This is a genomic window from Streptomyces sp. NPDC060366 (assembly GCF_042725135.1).
GTDB lineage: Bacteria > Actinomycetota > Actinomycetes > Streptomycetales > Streptomycetaceae > Streptomyces.
The window spans coordinates 135,301-152,845 of record NZ_JBHXDC010000012.1; the positions used below are offsets into that span (position 1 = coordinate 135,301).

Below are 17,545 nucleotides of genomic sequence, written 5' to 3' on the forward strand. Positions count from 1 at the left end.
CGTTCCGTCGCGTGACTGCCGACCTCGATCATGACCTCGCCGAACTCGTCGAAGCGGCGACCCGGCTCGTCGTGGCCCACGCCAAGGGCGACGACCACACCGTGGCCTGCGCCGCCCGCGACCGGGACGGCCGGATCATCACCGGTCTGAACGTGTACCACTTCACCGGCGGCCCCTGCGCCGAGCTGGTGACGATCGGTGCGGCGGCGGCCGTCGGCGCGTACGACCTCACGGCCGTCGTGGCCGTCGTGGCCGTCGGGAACGACGGCCGGGGGGTGCTGCCGCCGTGCGGGCGCTGTCGGCAGGTGCTGCTGGACCACTTCCCGCGGATCGAGGTCGTCGTGGGAACGGAGGGCGGCCTGCGGGCCGTGCCGGTAAGGGAGTTGCTGCCGTACGCGTACGAGCGCGTCCCGGATGCCGCGCACCCGACGGACCCCACGGACCCCGCATGATGCACGCCGACGAGGTCCCGACCGATGTCGCTCTCGTACGCCGGCTGCTGGCCGCGCAGTTCCCGCAGTGGGCCGGGCTGCCCGTCGTGCCCTTCCCGTCCGGCGGCACCGTCAACGCCGTGTACCGGCTCGGCGACGACATGGCCGTACGGCTCCCCCGTATCGAGGGCGGAGTCGAGGACCTGGCGAAGGAGCGGCGCTGGCTGCCGTGGCTCGCCCCGCACCTGCCGGTGCCCGTCCCCGCCGTCCTCGGCGCGGGCACACCCGCCGAGGGCTACCCCTGGCCGTGGTCGGTCCACCGCTGGCTCGACGGCGCGAACCCGGAGGCCGGGCAGCTCACCCGGCCCGCGCTGATGGCGGCGGACTTGGCCGAGTTCGTCATGGCGCTGCGCCGGATCGACCCCACGGACGGGCCGCCGGCCTACCGGGGCGGGCCGCTGTCCGCGCAGGACGACGAGACGCGCGACGCGCTCGGACGGCTCCGTGAAATGGGCGGGATCATCGACACCGAAGCGGCGACCGCGGCGTGGGAGGTCTCGCTGCGGGCGCCCGGGTGGGACGGGCCGCCCGTGTGGGTCCACTCCGATCTGATGCCGGGCAATCTCCTGTCGGACAGCGCCGGGAGAGGACGGCTCGGCGGAGTCATCGACTTCGGCACGGTGGGGGTGGGCGAACCCGCGTCCGACCTGATCCCCGCGTGGAACCTCCTCCCGGCCGGTGTACGCGACGGCTTCCGCACCGCCCTGGCCGCGGACGACGCGACGTGGGCGCGCGGTCGCGGCTGGGCGCTGTCGATGGCGCTCATCCAGCTCCCGTACTACCTCCACACCAACCCGACGCTCGCGGCGAACGCGCGACACGTGATCACCGAGGTCCTCACGGATCACGCGACGGCGTCGCGGTAGGTTGAAAAAAGCCGCGGGCCGCTGTCGATCCGGCCATGTCCCGTTCGACGTCCTGATGTGGGGCGCTTCGCCGCACGTGGATGCGACAGGACCGGACGAGGAAAACACATGGATCAGCTACTCAAAGTCATGAACTTCAGCGTTTCGAGTGACGGAATCGGTGCCGGTGAGGACCAGAGCCTCGATCGTCCGTTCGGTCACGTCGATCCGGGGAGGCTGTTCGCCTGGGCAGGCGCCACGGCGAGCTGGCCCATGCGGACCGCCCCCGGCGGCAGCCGCGGCCTCGACGACTACTTCACGCGGGACTTCGCACGCGGCATCGGCGCCGAGATCATGGGCCGCAACAAGTTCGGCCCCCAGCGCGGGCCCTGGCAGGACCACGACTGGCGCGGCTGGTGGGGTGACGAGCCCCCGTTCCACACCCCGGTGTTCGTCATGACCCACCACGAACGTCCTTCGTGCACGCTCTCCGACACCACATTCCACTTCGTCGACGGCGACCCGGTCACGGTCCTCGAACAGGCGCGGGAGACGGCGCAGGGCAAGGACGTCCGGCTCGGCGGCGGGGTCACCACCATCCGGGAGTTCCTTGCCGCCGACCTCGTCGACACGATGCACGTGGCGGTCGTACCGGTGGAACTCGGCTCCGGCCTTCGCCTCTGGGAGTCACCGGACGATCTGCTCGACCGGTTCCATCTGGAGGTCGTGCCGAGCGCGAGCGGCGTCGCACACCACCTGTTCTGGCGGAAGTAACACTCCCGGCCCGCCCGGCATTTCAAGCCCGCCCGGCGATTGAGGACGAACCGGCCACCGGGCGGGCCAGGTCCCCGCCCGGCACCCGGCGCCTCAGAACGGCAGCTCCGCGCTGTGCAGCACATGCAGCCGGGACACCGCCCTCGTCAGCACCACGTACAGCCGGTGCGCACCGCGCCGCTCCGATGACGCGATCGTGGCCGGTTCGACGGCGATCACGTGGTCGTATTCGAGGCCCTTGGCCAGCGACGCGGGCAACAGCGTGACCCGGGCGCCGAGTTCGCCGGGGGACGCGGGCGCCAGACCCGCTCCGGTCAGGGCCTCGCGCAGCCGCGCGATGTCGGTGTCGGCGGCGATGACGGCGACCGACCCCTCGTACGGCAGCGCCGCGCGGACCGCGTCGGCCACCGCCGCACCCATCGCCGCCGCCTCCGGGACCTGCTCGACGCGCAGTTCGCCGTCCGCGCGCAGCGACCGCGCGGGCGGTACGTCCACCTCCAACGTGCCGAGCAGCCGGTTCGTCAGCGCCACGATCGCGCCGGGTACGCGGAATCCGACGGTCAGCCGGGCCACCGGGGCATCGGGCGCGCCCAGCTGCGCCAGGTGTTCACGCCAGTCGCGGGCGGCCCACGGGGTGGTGCCCTGCGCGAGGTCGCCGAGTACGGTCAGCGAGCCGAATCCGGCGCGGCGGGCGATGGCGCGGCACTGCATCGGGGAGAGGTCCTGCGCCTCGTCGACCACGATGTGGCCGTAGCTGTCCTGGCGTTCGAGGAGTCCGGCCACCTCGTCGAGGAGCAGCAGATCGGCCGCCGACCAGGGGGCCGTACGTGCGGAACGGGGCCGCGCCCATGTCAGCGCGCGCCACTCCGCCGGTTCGAGGATGCCTTCCGCCGGGCCGGCGGGGTCGGACAGCAACCCGGCCACCACCTCCTCCGGGCTCGCCTTCGGCCAGACCTCGTCCACGAACGCGGACATCGACCGCGACCGGGAGATCTTCTGCAGCCAGGCGTTGCTCCTGACGCCCGAGCGCCGTTCGGCCTGCTGCTGGATCAGCCGTACGGCGCGGGTGCGGACGCGTTCGCGGCCGATCGCGTACGGCGGCGCCTCCTCCCGTACGTCGGCGACGATCCGCTCCAGGTCGGCGGCCGTCAGCCGCCAGCGGTACGAACCGTCGGGCACCTCGAGGGAGTTGGCGGGTGCGCGCACCCGCCCGTACAGCGCGCGGCGCAGCACGGCCGCCATCCGCACGTCGTGTTTGACGAGCGCGGCGGCCTCGTCGTCCTCGGCCCTGACCGGGTGGCGAGCGACCTCGTCCTCGATCGTCGACTGGCGGACGCCCGTCTCGCCGAGGGCGGGCAGGACCTCGGCGATGTAGGAGAGGAACGTGCGGTTGGGCCCGAGGATGAGCAGTCCGCCGCGCTTGATCCGGTCGGGGTGGGTGTAGAGGAGATACGCGGCGCGGTGCAGGCCGACGGCGGTCTTGCCGGTGCCGGGGGCGCCCTGGACGCAGACGGACACGGTGAGTTCGTCCCGTACGAGATCGTCCTGCTCGGGCTGGATCGTGGCGACGATGTCGCGCATCGGGCCGACGCGGGGGCGCTCGATCTCGTCGGCGAGGATCGCGCCGGGGGCCGGTCCGGTCGTCGAGCCCGGCGCCGCGCCCGTTGTCACGTCCGTCGCATCGGCACGGCCTTCGCTCTGGAGGGTTTCGTCTTCCAGCCCCGTCAGGTCCTCCGACAGTCCCTTGCTCCACGGCGCCCAGCCGAACCGGCGGCGGACCGCGACACCCTGCGGGTCGGCGGCGCGGGCCTGGTAGAAGGCTCGCGAGACCGGGGCGCGCCAGTCGATCACGAGGGGTGGGGACGCGGGATGTTCGCTGATCCGGATACGGCCGATGTGGTAGCTCTGGCCGGCGTGGTCGCCACCGCTGTGTACGGCTCCGAAGTCCAGCCGGCCGAAGAACAGCGGGCCTTCCGGGAGTTCGGCCAACTCCTTGGCGTGGCTGCGGAATTGGTAGCCGAGGACTTCCGCGTCCGCCCCGGAGGCCGAGACGTCGGCGCCGGTGACGACCCGTTCCTCCGCCCCGTCGATCATGCCCTTCAGGGCCGTACGGCAGATGTCGTGGTAGGTCCGCTCTTCGCCGAGCGCACGGCTCGGCTCATGGTCGACTGACGTCATTCCACCGAGAATAACGCAACCCGGTTACATTTGATACCGAGGCTCAGTTGTATGGGCCGAGTCCGCCCCGCAGCTGCCCGAACCCCACTTCCGCCGCCGCCACCGCGTCCGGGCAGACCTGGTCGGCGCTCTCACCGGCCGCGATCCGCCGCCAGTTCTCCTCGGCGAGCACGCGCTGCACCGCGGCGATCTGCCCGGCCGCGAGCCGCGCGGCCACCGGTCCGGCCGCGGGACGCGCCGCCGCCAGCGCGCCCGCCAGCGCGGCCTCCGACCGACCCTGGTACGCGTACGCCCGCGCGACGAGGGACGGAGTCCCGTACAGCAGACCGTGGAAGGCCAGCACCCGCGGATCGTCGTTGAGGCCGGTCACCGGGTCCCGGCGGGCGAGACCGTCGGCGAAGTGGTGGCGCAGCGCCTCCAGCGGAGAGCCGGCACCGGCTCCGGCGACCACCCGCGCCGCCTCGTCCTCGTGGTCGGCGAAACGGTGCAGGACCAGGTCCTCCTTGGCGGCGAAGTAGCGGAACAGCGTCGGCTTGGAGACATCGGCGGCGGCGGCGATCTCGGCCACCGACACCTTCTCGAAGCCCCTCTCCAGGAAGAGTCCGATCGCCGTCTCCGACAGACGCTCGTACGTCTGCCGCTTCTTGCGCTCGCGCAGACCGTCCGCCGCGCCCGTTGTCTCGTCCATGGGACGAAGGCTACGCAGCGGCCTAGCCCATATCAGATCCCCTTCCGGATAATCCGCGACGGACCGAATTGTTACGCTGACGAGCATGACCGCCATGACGCCCACCCGCACCGAACCGGACCTCTCCTACCTCCTCGACCACACCAGCCACGTCCTGCGCACCCGGATGTCGGCCGCGCTCGCCGAGATCGGGCTGACCGCGCGTATGCACTGCGTCCTGGTGCACGCCCTGGAGGAGGAGCGCACCCAGATCCAGCTCGCCGAGATCGGCGACATGGACAAGACCACGATGGTCGTCACCGTGGACGCCCTGGAGAAGGCCGGGCTCGCCGAGCGCAAACCGTCCGGCACGGACCGGCGCGCGCGGATCATCGCGGTCACAAAGGAGGGCGCGCGGCTCGCCGTACGGAGCCAGGAGATCGTCGACGGCGTGCACCGGCAGGCGCTGTCGGGCTTCTCCGACGCGGACCGCGAGACCTTCCTGCGGTTCATGAACGGCCTGGCCGGCGGGGAGTTGGCCGCTCCGTCCGAGACTCCGGGGACGGCGAGGCGGGCGCGCCAGCGCGAGAAGTAGCCGCCGGAGACAACGGGCGGAGGACGCAGGACACAGAGCACAGGACGAACCAAAGGAACTCCCGAGAGAGATAGTCTGCAACGGAACTATCCGCTAGTGTCTTTTCTGTCGACCTCATGAGGCGATCCACCGACAGGAGAGACCCATGTCCGAGTCCGCCACGAAAACACCCGAAGCCGCCGCCCCGCACCCGCCCCGGAGCTCACGCACCCGCGCGCTCGCACTCGGCGTGCTCGCCTCCGGCATGCTGATGATCGTCCTCGACGGCTCCATCGTCACCGTCGCGATGCCCGCCATCCAGGACGACCTCGGCTTCTCCCCCGCCGGTCTGAGCTGGGTCGTGAACGCCTATCTGATCGCGTTCGGCAGCCTGCTGCTCCTGGCGGGACGGCTCGGCGATCTGCTGGGGCGCAAGCGCATGTTCCTCGCGGGCACCGGAGTGTTCACCGCCGCCTCGCTGCTGGCGGGCGCCGCGACCTCGCCCGCCGTACTGATCGCGGCCCGCTTCCTGCAAGGTGTCGGCAGCGCGATGGCGGCGGCGGTCAGCCTCGGCATCCTCGTCACGCTGTTCACCGAGCCGGGGGAACGGGCCAGGGCAATCGCCGTCTTCAGCTTCACCGGCGCTGCCGGTGCCTCCATCGGCCAGGTGGTGGGCGGACTGCTCACCGACGCCCTGAGCTGGCACTGGATCTTCTTCATCAATCTGCCGATCGGGCTCGCCGCCCTCGCGCTCGCCGTCCGCGTCCTGCCCGGCGACGGAGACGCCAGGACCGGCCCGCGCGGTCTCGCCGCCGGCGCCGACGTCATGGGCGCGCTGCTCATCACGGCCGGGCTGATGCTGGGCATCTACACCGTCGTCGAGGTCGAGCGGTACGGCTGGGTCTCGGGCCACACCCTGGGTCTCGGCGCCCTCGCCGTCGCCCTCATCGGCGCGTTCGTCGCCCGTCAGGCGACCGCCAGGACCCCGCTCATGCCGCTGCGGATCCTCCGTTCACGCACCGTGGTCGGGGCGAACGCCGTCCAGATGCTGATGGTCGCCGCACTGTTCTCGTTCCAGATCATCCTGGCGCTGCACCTCCAGCGGGTGCTCGGATACGGCGCGGGCGAGACCGGCCTCGCGATGCTCCCGGCCGCGATCGTCATCGGCGCCGTGTCACTGGGTGTCTCGGCCCGGCTGATCGCCCGCTTCGGCGAGCGGAACGTGCTGCTGACCGGCCTCCTGCTGCTGATCACGCTCCTCGTACTGCTGAGCCGGGTGCCTGTGCACGCCGACTACGTGACCGATCTGCTGCCGCTGATGCTGCTTGCCGCCGGTTTCGGGCTCGCCCTCCCGGCGCTGACGTCGCTCGGCATGTCCGGCGCCGGGGAGGAGGACGCGGGGCTGGCGTCGGGTCTGTTCAACACCGCGCAGCAGATAGGAATGGCGGTCGGCGTCGCCGTCCTGTCGACCCTGGCGGCCTCGCGCAGCGAGCGCATGCTGGCGGGCGGCGCGAGCGAGGCCGAAGCGCTGACCGGCGGCTACCACCTCGCCTTCGGCGTCGGGGCCGGGCTGCTGGTGGCCGCGTTCGCCGTGGCGTTCGCGGTGCTCAGGCCTCGTACTCGGTGAGGTCGATGGAGTGGATGTTCAGCGCGAAGCCGTACTGCGGGTGCTTCGTCTCACGTTCGAGGACCAGGTCCAGCTTGCGCAGCACGTTCTCGGACTCGTCGTTGCCCATCCGGTTCACTGCGACGACGCGGTCGAGGCCCCGGTCCTGGAGGGCGAACTCCAGCACGGCCTGGGCGGCCTCGGAGGCGTAGCCCTGGCCCCAGAACTGGGCGCCGAGCCGCCAGCTGATCTCCACGTCCGGCAGTACCTCCGGCAGATACTCGGGCACGGAGAGGCCGGTGAACCCGATCAGTTCGCCCGAGGCGAGCAGTTCGACCGCGAACAGCCCGAAGCCCTCCTCGTCCCACTCCTCCTCCCAGCGCTCGATGTCCTCGGCGGTCTCGTCCAGGTCGCGGACCGAGCCGTCGCCGATCCAGCGCATGACCTGCGTGTCCGAGTTGATCTCGGCCATGGGGGCGAGGTCGTCGTCGGTCCAGCGGCGGAGGAGGAGGCGGGGCGTGCGGATCTCGGTCATGCGCCCATCCTGTCAGGCCCGTCAGGGGTGGACGCGCGCGTAGTCGGCCGTCCGCCATGCGGCGCGGAAGGCGCCGTACAGACCTCCGTCGGCCACCGTCCCGGCCCCTGAGCCCCAGATCCGTACGTGCTCCGGCCCGCCGTCCGCGTCCAGCGGCCGCCAGCCCGGATCCCCGGTCGCGGCGAAGTCCGCCCACGCCCGCACCATGCGGTGCGACAGCTCGTGGTCCTCGGGGAGCGGGGGGCCGCCGATGAGGAAGGCGAGTGCGGGGTCGGCGAGGGTGCCGAAGGCGAAGGGGACGTCGGCGCAGTGCCAGGGGCGTACGACTCCGCTGTTCGTGACGCGCCGCCTGGCGAAGCGCGACAGATACGTCCGGCCGCCGCCGGCCGAGGCGGCGTGGCGCTCGGCGAACCGGCTGCTGTACTCGCCGAAGGACATGTCGCCGTGGATCGCGAGGTACAGGTCGAGCACCGGCGCGTCGGGCATCAGCGCCCGGTACGCCGGTACGAGATCGCCGGGCAGCCCGAAGTCCTCGGCGAACTGGTCCAGTTGGCTGTCCGTCGTGATCCTCTTGCTGCTGCCGACCGCGTCCAGCAGCCAGTACTCCTCGGTCGTGTGGCAGACCAGCAGGTCGACGTCGGCGCGGTCCGCCGCTTCGACGGCCAGGGGGTCCGCGGGCAGCAGGACCCCGTCCGCGACCGGGCCGTACAGCACCGGGTCGTAGTGCCGCGCCCCCGCCGCCGGGTCGGCGCGGAAGTCGGCGACGACCTGGTCGGACGCGCGGACCAGGTCGTACGGGGTCGCCACCGCCAGCCCCTCGGCGGTCGCCGGGACTCCTGCGGCGGCTGCCACGCGGCGCGTGGTCTCGGCGGCCAGCCGGGGCGGGTAGACCGGGCCGACCAGGCTGTGGGCGACGGCGCGGCGGAACAGCCCGCGCGCCCGGTCCATCACCGTCAGACAGGCGACGGACGACGCCCCCGACGACTGCCCGGCGACGGTGACGTTGGCGGGGTCGCCGCCGAAGGCCGCGATGTTGTCGCGCACCCACTCCAGGGCGGCGATCTGGTCGAGCAGACCACGGTTCTCGGGGAAGTCGGTGCCGGGGGCGCCCGAGCCGGGGATGTGGCCGAAGCCCTCGAAGCCGAGCCGGTAGTTGAGGGTGACGACGACCAGTCCGGCGCGGACCAGCGCCGTACCGTCGAAGTCCGGCTGGGCGGAGGCGCCGAAGGTGTAGGCGCCACCGTGGATCCAGACGAACACGGGCCGGGCGGCCGCGTCCTCGGCCGCGTCCTCGGCCGCGCCGTCGCCGTCGCCCGCCGAACTGTCCGACCCGTCACTCGTCCAGACGTTGAGATTCAGCACGCCCTCGTCGCCGGGCGACCACGCCGGCATGCCCGGAAGCTCCGCCGACTGCGGCGCGATCGGCCCGAAGTCGACGCACTCCCGTACGCCCTGCCAGGCGGGCGCGGGCCGGGGCGCCTTGAACCGGTCGGCGCCGAACGGCGGTGCGGCGTAGGGGATACCGAGCACCGCGACCACGTCGGAGGCGGTCCGGCGGCCTCGTACCCGCCCGTTGACTGTCGAGAAGAGATGATCCACCCAGGCACTTTATGCGACGGGTTTTGCGCCGTTTTCACCGCCGCGCCCGCCCGTGGCCGTGTCCCGGCCCACACCCCTGTCCCCGCCCTTGCCCTCGTCCCTGCCCCCGCCAACACCCCTGTTGGCGCCCACACCGCTGTCCCCGCCCCGCTCGCGCACCAGCAGGTCGATGCCGTCCAGCATGCGCTCAAGACCGAAGACGAACTCGTGGTCGGGGCTCTCCGGTTCCTCCGGTACGTCCATCACTCCGGCCGCCAGCATCTCCGCGACGGACGGGAAGCGCGCCGGGTCGGCCAGCTTCTGGATCGTGTGCCCGTATCCGGCGAGTACGGCGTCCGCCGATCTGCCGCTCGCCGCCACGGCGGCGGCCAGGTCCGCCATCAGCGTCGCCTCGTGCCGCACATAGCCGTTGACCATCAGGATCACCGACAGCTTCTCGCTCCAGTCGAGCCGGGTCCCCTCCAGCGCGACCAGGCCCCACTCCCACCAGGCCACCATCCGGGGCGTGGCAGGCGGGCTGGACACCGGGATACGGAGCGCCCACAGGTTCTCGTAGAAGATCCGGCGCATCTCCCACGCCCACTCGGCCATCGCCGTACGCCAGTCGGTGCCCGGCGCGGGCAGCGCCGGCGGGTCGCCGATGATCGCCTCCTGCATCAGTACGTACAGCTCGTCCTTGGCCGCCACGTACCGGTAGAGCGACATGGGCGAGACGCCGAGCTTCTTGGCGATCCGGCCCATCGAGACCGCGGGCAGCCCCTCGGTGGCGGCGACGGTGACGGCCGTGTCGACGATCCGGGCCAGGCTGAGGCCGGGCTTGCGCCCCTTCGTCGGGCGTTCGCGCAGCCCCCAGGCGGCTTCGATGCTGGGCGGCAGCCCCGTACCGCCGTCACCGTTCTCCCCCGTGCTCTCCTCCGTGCTCTCGTCCGCCACGTCCGCGCCTCCGCCTTCCCCCGCTCGTGCTGCCGCTCCCGCTTGACGCCATCCTAGTTATGCGTAACCCTTACACATCAAGCGTAAGGGCTACGCATAAGGCGTCAAGCCATTGCGTGCGACGGAGGAGCGGTGGCCATGAGCCCCCAGAGACGAGCTATCAGCGCCATCGGTCTGGAGAAGTCCTACGGGCGTGGGGACGAGCGGGTGAAGGTGCTCGACGGCATCGACCTGTCCGTCGAGCGCGGCACGGTCTTCTCCCTCCTCGGCCCGAACGGCGCCGGCAAGACCACCGCCGTACGGATCCTCGCCACGCTCGCCGACGCCGACGGCGGCACGGCCCGGGTGGCGGGTTACGACGTACGGACCCAGCGGCGTCAGGTGCGCCGGGCCGTGAGCCTGACCGGCCAGTTCGCCTCGGTCGACGAGAAGCAGACCGGCGAGGAGAACCTGCGCATGATGGCGCGCCTCCACGGCCTGTCACGCGCGGACGCTCGCCGCCGGGCCGCTGATCTGCTGGAGCGGTTCGACCTCGGCGCCGCCGGGCGGCGGCTCACCCGTACGTACTCGGGCGGCATGCGGCGGCGGCTCGATCTGGCCGCCGGGCTGGTCGGCGAGCCGGAGGTCATCTTCCTCGACGAGCCGACGACCGGGCTCGACCTGCGCAGCCGGCAGGAGCTGTGGCAGGTGGTGCGCGAGCTGTCGGCGGGCGGCTCCACGGTCTTCCTCACCACCCAGTACCTGGAGGAGGCGGACCAGTTGGCGGACCGTATCGCCGTACTCGACGGCGGCCGGCTGGTCGCCGAGGGCACGGCGCCGGAGCTGAAGAGCCGGGTCTCGGGGCACCGTCTCGATCTGGTGGTCGCCGACGTGGCGGCGTACGAGCGCCTCGCGCCGCTCGCCGTACGGCGCTCCCCCGACACACTCACGCTCGGCCTCCCGACGGACGGCACGGCGACGCGGGTACGGGAGCTGCTGGACGAGGTCGATCCGGCGCGCCGCGACGTCGTGAGCTTCGCCGTGCACAGCGTGACGCTCGACGACGTGTTCCTGGCCCTGACGGGCCGGGCGAAGACCCCTGAGGAGCCGACCCATGTCTGACGCCGCGACGATGACCCCGGCCGGCCGGGCGCTGAACAACACCCTTGTCATGACGGGCCGTTCGATCCGGCTGAGCAGCCGTAACGTCGACGCCGTCTTCACCTCGCTGATGCTGCCGGTCATGCTGATGCTGATCTTCGTCTACCTCTTCGGCGGAGCCATCGACACCGGCACGGGCGGGCCGTACGTCTCGTACGTCGTGCCCGGTGTCCTGCTGCTCTGCGCCGGTTTCGGCTCGTCCGGCACGGCGGTGAGCGTCAACGAGGACATGAAAGGCGGCATCATCGACCGCCTCCGCTCGCTCGACGTCGGCGCCGCGGCGATCCTGGCCGGGCATGTCGCCTCCAGCACCGTCCGCAACGTCGTCTCGACGGTCCTGGTCCTCGGCGTGGCCCTGCTGATCGGCTTCCGCCCGACCCCGACCCTCCCGGCCGCCCTCGCGGCGGCCGGCCTGCTGCTCGCCTTCATCGTGGCGATCTCCTGGCTGGCGGCGGCGGTGGGCCTGCTCACCAAGTCCCCGGAGGCGGCGGGCTCCTTCTCGTTCTTCATGATGTTCCTGACCTACCCGAGCAGCACGTTCGCCCCGATCGCCGCGATGCCGCCCTGGCTCCACGGCTTCGCCTACAACCAGCCGGTCACCCCCGTGATCGAGTCCCTCCGCGGCCTCCTCCTGAACCAACCGGTGGGCACGGACCCCTGGGTGGCACTGGCCTGGTGCGGGGGGATCCTGCTGGTGGCGGTGGGGGTGTCGGGGCGGCTCTTCGCGAGACGGACGGCGTGAGCCGGGCCCGCCCTGGGGCGTGAGCGACCGCTGGTCGGCACGTCACCGCGCGGGCGTCACCGCCAGCCAGTTCCGGTAGGCGGACATGATCTGTCTGCGTGTCGGTACGGGCACCGGCCCCAGCGGCTCGCGCGCTGTATCCAGGACCCGCTGGATCCGCCACGACACCGCCGACAGCCGTCGCCGGTTCACCTCACTGTCGTCCTCCAGGGACCGGGCGGCGCGGATGACGTCGGTGTAGACGGACTGCAGCCGCTTGTACGCGAGCAGTACCGGAAGGTCCCGCTGCCAGCCGGCCGAGCTGCCGGGCCGCGCCCTCTCCACCGCGTCGCACCAGATGCGGGCCGTCCTGGCGGCCTCGCGGGCCGGGTGACGCATCAGGTGGAGGTGTGTCGCGAGGTCGTAGAGCGGGTCGCCGACCATGGCGAGTTCCCAGTCGATGACCCACAGGTCCCCGGCGAGGTCGATGACGAAATTCTCGCGGTGCAGATCTCCGTGAAGCAGGGCGAACGGGCGTCTCCGCAGGGTCCGGGACCGCTCACGCAGCCGGTCGATGCCCTCCGTACCGACGACCCCGAGCGCCGCGAAGAGCGGACCGTACCGCTGCTCGTGCTTGCGGTAGACCCGCCGTTCGGTGAAGTCAACGAGTTGTCCCAGTGCGGCGGCCGAATCCCCGTCGTCCGGTCCGGGCCCCACCACGGGGACCCGCGCGATGTCCGCGCCGTACGGATCGACGGAGACCAACTGGTGGAAGAAGGAGCCCAGCTGATTGAGGTGAAGCGCGGACAGCCGTCGGCCTCCCGGCCACCCGGTCCCCAGGGTCCGGCCCTCGACAAAACCCCGTAGGACACCGCTGCCGTCGGTGCGTATGACTTCGGGAATCCGGTCGATCCGGCCGTGCAACGCCAACAGGAGCCGGTCCTCCGACGCGAAGTACCGCCTGTCGAACCAGAGCACCCCCGGCCGCGGGACCCGGAGATTGGCCCGGTCGTAGCGGCCACCGAGCGCGCTCCCCCGCGGTAGCGGAATGGCGTACGCCTCGTGGTGGTAGCCCGTGAGCGGCCGTACGACTTCGTGGTCTCCGCCACTCAACCCGGCCGCCCGCCGACGTACGTCGGACACCGCGTCAACTGTCATACCGGGTCGGTCATGTTCGGGTCGGTCACGTCGCTCCGTCCGTCGGGTCGGAGGGGCACGAAAGCGGCGCCTCTATACACCATCTTGCCCTCAACCACTCCCAATAGGGAGGGAACATGTAAACGAGAGGAGGGCACCAGGGGGACAGGACGCTCCCCGGGGCAGCGTGCTCAGTCCGGGAGGGCAGCCAGCAGTTCCCTCATCGATTCCAGCACCACGGGGGCGCCCGCGGCGGCGAGCAATTCCCGCGCCCCCGCCTTGCGGTGGTAGCCGATGAAGGGCATGCCCACTGCCCGGGCCGTGGCGAGATCCGACCGCGAGTCACCGATCATCACGTGCCGCTCGGGGCCTCCCGCCGCCGGCACCATCGCCAGCCGGAGCGCGTGCGGATGAGGCTTCATCAGCCTGGTGTCCGGGGCGCGGCCGACGACCGGGCCGTCGAAGCTGTCGAGCACACGCAGCCGCTCCAGGACGCGGGTGACGGCGACCGGGTGGTTGTTGGACGCGACGGAGAGATGCCGCCCCCGCCCCCGCCACTCCCGGATGAAGTCGGTGGCACCGTCGGTCTCCGTGCCGTGCTCCGCCGCCTTCCACTCCGCGCTGTCGAGCGTGTCACGCATCTCCAGGGCGACCCTGCGCCATACGCCGGTTCCCGGGTGCCGGTCATGGACCGTGAGGATCCGGTGGGGGTCCTCCACGCCTTCCAGTTCGGGCAGTACGGTGCCGTTCACCCGCGCGATGTCGAGCAGTTCGGCGGCGATGGCGGGAGCGACGCTGTCCGGCGACCCGTCGGGCCGGGCGAAGAACCGTACGACGGGCCCGTCCAGGTCCAGTACGACGCATCTGGCGCGGCTCAGCACCAGCTTCAGCGCCTGGTGCCGGGAGGAGGCAACCTGCGGAAGAGAAGCCACGATCAGAAGTCCGCCTCTGTCGCCAGGTGCTCCCAGCGCGAGTCGAAGAACTTCTGCGCCCGTCCCACGAAACCCATCCGGCTGGACGCGGAGCCGGCACCGGGCAAGGCGTCGGCGCCCGGCGGGGAGTCGGCGCCCGCACGGTACGGATGCAGCAGTGAGGCCGATCCCAGACCGATGGCGTCCTTGATCGTCATCACCTCTCCGGTCTTCTCCCACATGACGTCGTGCTCCGTGATCTCGTAGAGCCCCTGAAGGGCCAAGTTCCCGTTCAGGATGTACAACTTGAAGTCCGGAATCGAGGACACGACCCTGACGTCGACCGTTACCTCAGGGACGAAATTCTTGGCCTGAAGATCGAACAGTGCCTGCCGGATCTGCGAAACGCTTCGGTAGAGGATGCCCTGAAGCCGCTGGAGCGGGCGCGGGTCCTCGGGATCGTCAACGTTCGTCGGCACCCACAGCTTGGCGCGGGTGTCCGGCAGCATCAGACGCGCCGTGATGCTCGACGGGGCAGCCGTTGCCCTGTCCTCCTGGATACGCTGGGCCTGGTCCGAGATACGGTTCGCCAGCACCTCCGTGGTCATCGAGTAGACGTCGAGCGTCACCGCGGGCGCCTTGAACGCCTTGTCGAGAGACGGACCCAGCATCACCGCGGGCACGCTCTCCGAGGCGACGGCCTCACCCTCCGCCTCAGCGGGCGCCGCGCCGCCGGGCAGCCCGGGAGCCACGAACGTCCCGCTGCCGCGCCGACTCTCGATCAGCCGCTCCTCTCGGAGCACGTCGAGCGCCTTCAGGACTGTCGACCTGGACGCGCCGAAACGCTCGACCAGTTCCTCGTTGGTCGGAAGCCGTCCGGTCGCCCGGAAGTCGCCGCGATTGATCGCGGCACGCAGACCATCCGCGATCGTCGCGTACCGGTACCTGGGCTCTTCGTGACCTGACTCTCGATGTACCACCCCGCAACCGTACAACCACGCCTCAGTTGCGTGTAGATGAGACCGACAACCTGCCCAACTCACCCGACCTTGCCTGCCTAAAAGACATACAACTACACAAGTTTGCCGGGTGCTTGCCAGCGGGCATGAACAATGCAGTCAACTACAGCAAGTTGTACGGGAGTTGATCGGCTTACTTCCCCGGCAGTCCGCCTGAAGGAGAACCGTCATGCCCCTGATAGCCCTCGTCCTCGCCACCTTCGCCCTCGGCTTCGAACAGCTCGTCGCCTGGCACTTCGGTGCCATGGGGGTCATCGCACTGGTCCTGCTGAGCATCGGGATCAAGGCCAAGAACCCCACCTGCGCGGGCATCGGCGCGGTCGTGCTGGCCCTGCTGCTGATGCAACCGGGCACCGGCTGACCACAGCGGACCCACCGGCCGACCCGTCAAGGGACATCCACGCATCGGCCGACCGTCAAGAGAGCACGAGGTCGGTCGCGATGGTTGTCCAGAGTGCGTCGAACCAGGCCTGCGACTGCACCACGAACGCGTGGTCCCGACGAGCCTGGCTGTCTCCCGCGCCGAACGAGAAGAGCGGCGACACGCCCCCCAGTGCGTCGTACATCGCCACCGACTCCCGGCCGATCTGTTCCTCGCGCTCCGTGACCTGGTAGTACGCGAACAGCGCCTCCGTGCCGTTGAGGAGATACAGCTTCACCGGCGGGGTGAAGGGCAGCGCCTTGAACTGGATGTCCACGTCGATTCCGTGCACCGCGCCCAGCCCCCGCAGATGGTCGCTGAGGACGATGCCGTGCGCGTTGCGCTGCGCCAGCCAGCGGCGGTGGACGGGGTCGGGCTCCTCCGGGTCGCTGATCATGCGGGGGAAGGCCAGGTCGATGTCCCGGTTGGGCAGCAGCACGCGCACCGTGATCGTGGCCGGCATGGACCTGCGCGTGTGGATGAGGGTCCGCTGCTCGCCGAGGGCCGCGCTCAGCGACTCGGCCGTGAGACAGAGCGCGTCTATGCGGACGTCCTCGGCGCCGAAGGCCGCGCTGATCCGGGGGCCCAGCGCGACCATCGTCTGCCGGGGAGTGCCGTCGCCCTGACTGCGCTCAGAGGTCACACAACGACGCTACAACTCGGCCCCACCAAGCGGGAGATGACGTGACGCCCGACCGTTGACCGGCGGATGCCCCGCTCAGAAGATGTCCGGGCACCAGGGCCGTCGTGAGGTGCGGAACAGTGCGTCCGTGCGGGAGGCCGCGCCGGGCTTCTCCTCCGTCACCGTGCCCAGCGCCGCCAGCCGGACCGCCGATTCGTCGCCCAGGTAGAGCGCGCCCAACTCCCGGACGTCCAGCGTCAGATCGGGCGACCGCGTCGTCGGGGCGCAGGTCGTGCCCGTTGGGGACGTGTCCAGGCGGTAGCGGCCCGAGGCGAGGGACGAGCGGTCGTGGACGTCCAGGACCAGGGTGCCGGAGGACGCGTACGTGCGGGATTCGAGCGCCCGCACGGTGTCGAGGATCCGCACCCACAGGAAGTCCGCGTGCGTGACGATCCTGGCCGCGCGCGGGTCCGGGAGGAAGAGGGGGAGCAGGTCGTCGGGGGCGCGGTAGCCGGTGCGGACCGTGGTGATCCAGTCGATCGAGCAGACGTAGCGCCACAGCGCGCGCTCCGCCGCCGTCGTCACGGCGATCGCGTCGAGCACCGTCGCCGTGTTCAGCGGCTGCTTGGCGTCGCCCCACACCTCGTCCGCCTTGTACGTCAGCAGGCCCTCCACCTCGCCCGACGCCGAGCGGTACACCGCGTAGAACGGCTCGGTCCACGGTGCGCCGTGCGAGGTGGCCGTGCCGGTGTGGACCCGCCACCAGCGCTCGTTGCGGCTGATCACGCCGTGCCTCAGGGAGCGCAGCCGGTCGTGCAGTTCGGGGCCCAGCTTCGTCACGTCCGCGCCGTCGACCAGGTCGACCCGGCCGCCGTCGTCCGGTTGGCCTGACGCGCGCGGGTCGAGGCCGGCGCGTGGCACGTCGATCGACCAGTCGGTGATCCAGGCGGCCGGGCCGAAGCCGTACCGCCCGTAGATCGGGTACTCCGCCGCGATCAGCGTGGACACGACGTCGCCGCGCTCCTTCGCCTCCGCCAGATCGTCGTTGATCATCCGGCTGAGCAGCCCGCGGCGGCGGTGCGTGGCCGAGACCGTGACGTTGGAGATGGCGCTGGACGGCAGCGGGGCGCCGCCGACGGCGGTCAGCTCCTGCGGGAAGGTGCGGTACGTCGCGACACAGCGGCCCTCGTCGAACGCGCCCCGCATACGGCGCGTGTCCATGTACGCCCCGCGGTCCGCGACGGCCTCCTCGCTCACCGCGGGCGACCTGAGAAAGCCGGTGTTCAGGGCGCGGAGCCAGGCGGGGAAGTCGGATTCGCTGATCACACGGACGTCGATGGCCATGCTCGTACGCTAAACACAGGCGGGGTGG

18 protein-coding genes are annotated in these 17,545 nt (G+C 71.2%); 8 read left to right on the forward strand and 10 right to left on the reverse strand.

Translation table 11 applies throughout. The features are described 5' to 3' along the window. The first annotated feature begins 11 nt into the window (after positions 1 to 11). The 3 genes from ACFWHU_RS26745 (at position 12) to ACFWHU_RS26755 (ending at position 2,110) form a co-directional block, all read left to right on the forward strand. Positions 12 to 452: a cytidine deaminase family protein gene (locus ACFWHU_RS26745; RefSeq protein ID WP_387227790.1), complete on the forward strand. Its 441-nt coding sequence runs from the start codon at positions 12 to 14 to the stop codon at positions 450 to 452. Beyond that, positions 452 to 1,357, forward strand: a complete 906-nt coding sequence (locus ACFWHU_RS26750) for an aminoglycoside phosphotransferase family protein (RefSeq protein WP_387227920.1) — start codon at positions 452 to 454, stop codon at positions 1,355 to 1,357. Before ACFWHU_RS26745 ends, ACFWHU_RS26750 begins: the two co-directional genes overlap by 1 nt. Positions 1,358 to 1,465: 108 nt before the next feature. Next, positions 1,466 to 2,110, forward strand: coding sequence for a dihydrofolate reductase family protein (locus ACFWHU_RS26755; protein ID WP_387227792.1), 645 nt, complete (start codon positions 1,466 to 1,468; stop codon positions 2,108 to 2,110). Positions 2,111 to 2,203: 93 nt separating this feature from the next. Here ACFWHU_RS26755 and ACFWHU_RS26760 read toward each other — a convergent pair whose 3' ends face one another. Together ACFWHU_RS26760 and ACFWHU_RS26765 are read right to left on the reverse strand one after the other, a co-directional pair. Beyond that, positions 2,204 to 4,288, reverse strand: coding sequence for a HelD family protein (locus tag ACFWHU_RS26760; protein WP_387227794.1), 2,085 nt, complete (start codon positions 4,286 to 4,288; stop codon positions 2,204 to 2,206). Positions 4,289 to 4,331: 43 nt separating this feature from the next. Continuing rightward, complete coding sequence (locus ACFWHU_RS26765; RefSeq protein ID WP_387227797.1) at positions 4,332 to 4,976, reverse strand: TetR/AcrR family transcriptional regulator; 645 nt, start codon at positions 4,974 to 4,976, stop codon at positions 4,332 to 4,334. An 85-nt stretch (positions 4,977 to 5,061) separates the two neighbouring features. Here ACFWHU_RS26765 and ACFWHU_RS26770 point away from each other — a divergent pair, with 85 nt between their 5' ends. Together ACFWHU_RS26770 and ACFWHU_RS26775 are read left to right on the forward strand one after the other, a co-directional pair. Continuing rightward, positions 5,062 to 5,550, forward strand: coding sequence for a MarR family winged helix-turn-helix transcriptional regulator (locus ACFWHU_RS26770; RefSeq protein ID WP_387227800.1), 489 nt, complete (start codon positions 5,062 to 5,064; stop codon positions 5,548 to 5,550). A 145-nt stretch (positions 5,551 to 5,695) separates the two neighbouring features. Continuing rightward, on the forward strand, positions 5,696 to 7,156 hold the full coding sequence (locus ACFWHU_RS26775) for an MFS transporter (protein WP_387227802.1): 1,461 nt from the start codon (positions 5,696 to 5,698) through the stop codon (positions 7,154 to 7,156). Here the strand turns inward: ACFWHU_RS26775 and ACFWHU_RS26780 are convergent. Genes ACFWHU_RS26780 through ACFWHU_RS26790 form a run of 3 tightly spaced genes read right to left on the reverse strand, consistent with a single transcriptional unit; the run spans position 7,137 to position 10,202 of the window. Continuing rightward, a complete protein-coding gene (locus ACFWHU_RS26780; protein ID WP_385796403.1) occupies positions 7,137 to 7,670 on the reverse strand; it encodes a GNAT family N-acetyltransferase in 534 nt (177 codons plus the stop codon). The two genes, ACFWHU_RS26775 and ACFWHU_RS26780, sit on opposite strands and share 20 nt — an antisense overlap. A 21-nt stretch (positions 7,671 to 7,691) precedes the next feature. Then, a complete protein-coding gene (locus ACFWHU_RS26785; RefSeq protein WP_387227804.1) occupies positions 7,692 to 9,269 on the reverse strand; it encodes a carboxylesterase/lipase family protein in 1,578 nt (525 codons plus the stop codon). Positions 9,270 to 9,278: 9 nt separating this feature from the next. Next, the gene (locus tag ACFWHU_RS26790) at positions 9,279 to 10,202 is read right to left on the reverse strand and encodes a TetR/AcrR family transcriptional regulator (RefSeq protein ID WP_385796397.1); all 924 of its coding nucleotides are present in this window, start codon (positions 10,200 to 10,202) and stop codon (positions 9,279 to 9,281) included. Between the two features lie 138 nt (positions 10,203 to 10,340). On the opposite strand from ACFWHU_RS26790, the gene ACFWHU_RS26795 reads away from it, so the two are divergent. After that, on the forward strand, positions 10,341 to 11,303 hold the full coding sequence (locus tag ACFWHU_RS26795; RefSeq protein ID WP_385796394.1) for an ATP-binding cassette domain-containing protein: 963 nt from the start codon (positions 10,341 to 10,343) through the stop codon (positions 11,301 to 11,303). Continuing rightward, positions 11,296 to 12,084 (forward strand): ABC transporter permease, encoded by a 789-nt coding sequence (locus ACFWHU_RS26800; RefSeq protein WP_387227808.1) that lies wholly within the window; start codon positions 11,296 to 11,298, stop codon positions 12,082 to 12,084. The genes ACFWHU_RS26795 and ACFWHU_RS26800 overlap by 8 nt, the downstream gene beginning before the upstream one ends. A gap of 42 nt (positions 12,085 to 12,126) precedes the next feature. On the opposite strand, the gene ACFWHU_RS26805 is transcribed toward ACFWHU_RS26800, so the two are convergent. From ACFWHU_RS26805 to ACFWHU_RS26815, 3 genes are all read right to left on the reverse strand, one after another. Beyond that, complete coding sequence (locus ACFWHU_RS26805) at positions 12,127 to 13,206, reverse strand: phosphotransferase (protein WP_387227810.1); 1,080 nt, start codon at positions 13,204 to 13,206, stop codon at positions 12,127 to 12,129. Positions 13,207 to 13,391: 185 nt separating this feature from the next. Further along, complete coding sequence (locus ACFWHU_RS26810) at positions 13,392 to 14,132, reverse strand: HAD family hydrolase (RefSeq protein WP_385796388.1); 741 nt, start codon at positions 14,130 to 14,132, stop codon at positions 13,392 to 13,394. Between the two features lie 2 nt (positions 14,133 to 14,134). Then, positions 14,135 to 15,091 (reverse strand): GntR family transcriptional regulator, encoded by a 957-nt coding sequence (locus tag ACFWHU_RS26815; protein WP_385796386.1) that lies wholly within the window; start codon positions 15,089 to 15,091, stop codon positions 14,135 to 14,137. A gap of 208 nt (positions 15,092 to 15,299) precedes the next feature. Between ACFWHU_RS26815 and ACFWHU_RS26820 the strand changes: the two genes are divergently transcribed. Further along, positions 15,300 to 15,491, forward strand: coding sequence for a hypothetical protein (locus ACFWHU_RS26820; RefSeq protein ID WP_385796383.1), 192 nt, complete (start codon positions 15,300 to 15,302; stop codon positions 15,489 to 15,491). A gap of 55 nt (positions 15,492 to 15,546) precedes the next feature. On the opposite strand, the gene ACFWHU_RS26825 is transcribed toward ACFWHU_RS26820, so the two are convergent. Together ACFWHU_RS26825 and ACFWHU_RS26830 are read right to left on the reverse strand one after the other, a co-directional pair. Then, positions 15,547 to 16,194: a GntR family transcriptional regulator gene (locus ACFWHU_RS26825; protein ID WP_387227813.1), complete on the reverse strand. Its 648-nt coding sequence runs from the start codon at positions 16,192 to 16,194 to the stop codon at positions 15,547 to 15,549. Positions 16,195 to 16,269: 75 nt separating this feature from the next. Continuing rightward, on the reverse strand, positions 16,270 to 17,517 hold the full coding sequence (locus tag ACFWHU_RS26830; RefSeq protein WP_387227815.1) for a GNAT family N-acetyltransferase: 1,248 nt from the start codon (positions 17,515 to 17,517) through the stop codon (positions 16,270 to 16,272). Positions 17,518 to 17,545: the final 28 nt, after the last annotated feature.

Excerpts from the sequence above, each read along its gene's own strand:
- ACFWHU_RS26750 (WP_387227920.1), top strand. The coding sequence starts at position 452 with ATGCACGCCGACGAGGTCCCGACCGATGTCGCTCTCGTACGCCGGCTG.
- ACFWHU_RS26755 (WP_387227792.1), top strand. The coding sequence starts at position 1,466 with ATGGATCAGCTACTCAAAGTCATGAACTTCAGCGTTTCGAGTGACGGA.
- ACFWHU_RS26760 (WP_387227794.1), bottom strand. The coding sequence starts at position 4,288 with ATGACGTCAGTCGACCATGAGCCGAGCCGTGCGCTCGGCGAAGAGCGG.
- ACFWHU_RS26765 (WP_387227797.1), bottom strand. The coding sequence starts at position 4,976 with ATGGACGAGACAACGGGCGCGGCGGACGGTCTGCGCGAGCGCAAGAAG.
- ACFWHU_RS26770 (WP_387227800.1), top strand. The coding sequence starts at position 5,062 with ATGACCGCCATGACGCCCACCCGCACCGAACCGGACCTCTCCTACCTC.
- ACFWHU_RS26775 (WP_387227802.1), top strand. The coding sequence starts at position 5,696 with ATGTCCGAGTCCGCCACGAAAACACCCGAAGCCGCCGCCCCGCACCCG.
- ACFWHU_RS26780 (WP_385796403.1), bottom strand. The coding sequence starts at position 7,670 with ATGACCGAGATCCGCACGCCCCGCCTCCTCCTCCGCCGCTGGACCGAC.
- ACFWHU_RS26795 (WP_385796394.1), top strand. The coding sequence starts at position 10,341 with ATGAGCCCCCAGAGACGAGCTATCAGCGCCATCGGTCTGGAGAAGTCC.
- ACFWHU_RS26800 (WP_387227808.1), top strand. The coding sequence starts at position 11,296 with ATGTCTGACGCCGCGACGATGACCCCGGCCGGCCGGGCGCTGAACAAC.
- ACFWHU_RS26820 (WP_385796383.1), top strand. The coding sequence starts at position 15,300 with ATGCCCCTGATAGCCCTCGTCCTCGCCACCTTCGCCCTCGGCTTCGAA.
- ACFWHU_RS26830 (WP_387227815.1), bottom strand. The coding sequence starts at position 17,517 with ATGGCCATCGACGTCCGTGTGATCAGCGAATCCGACTTCCCCGCCTGG.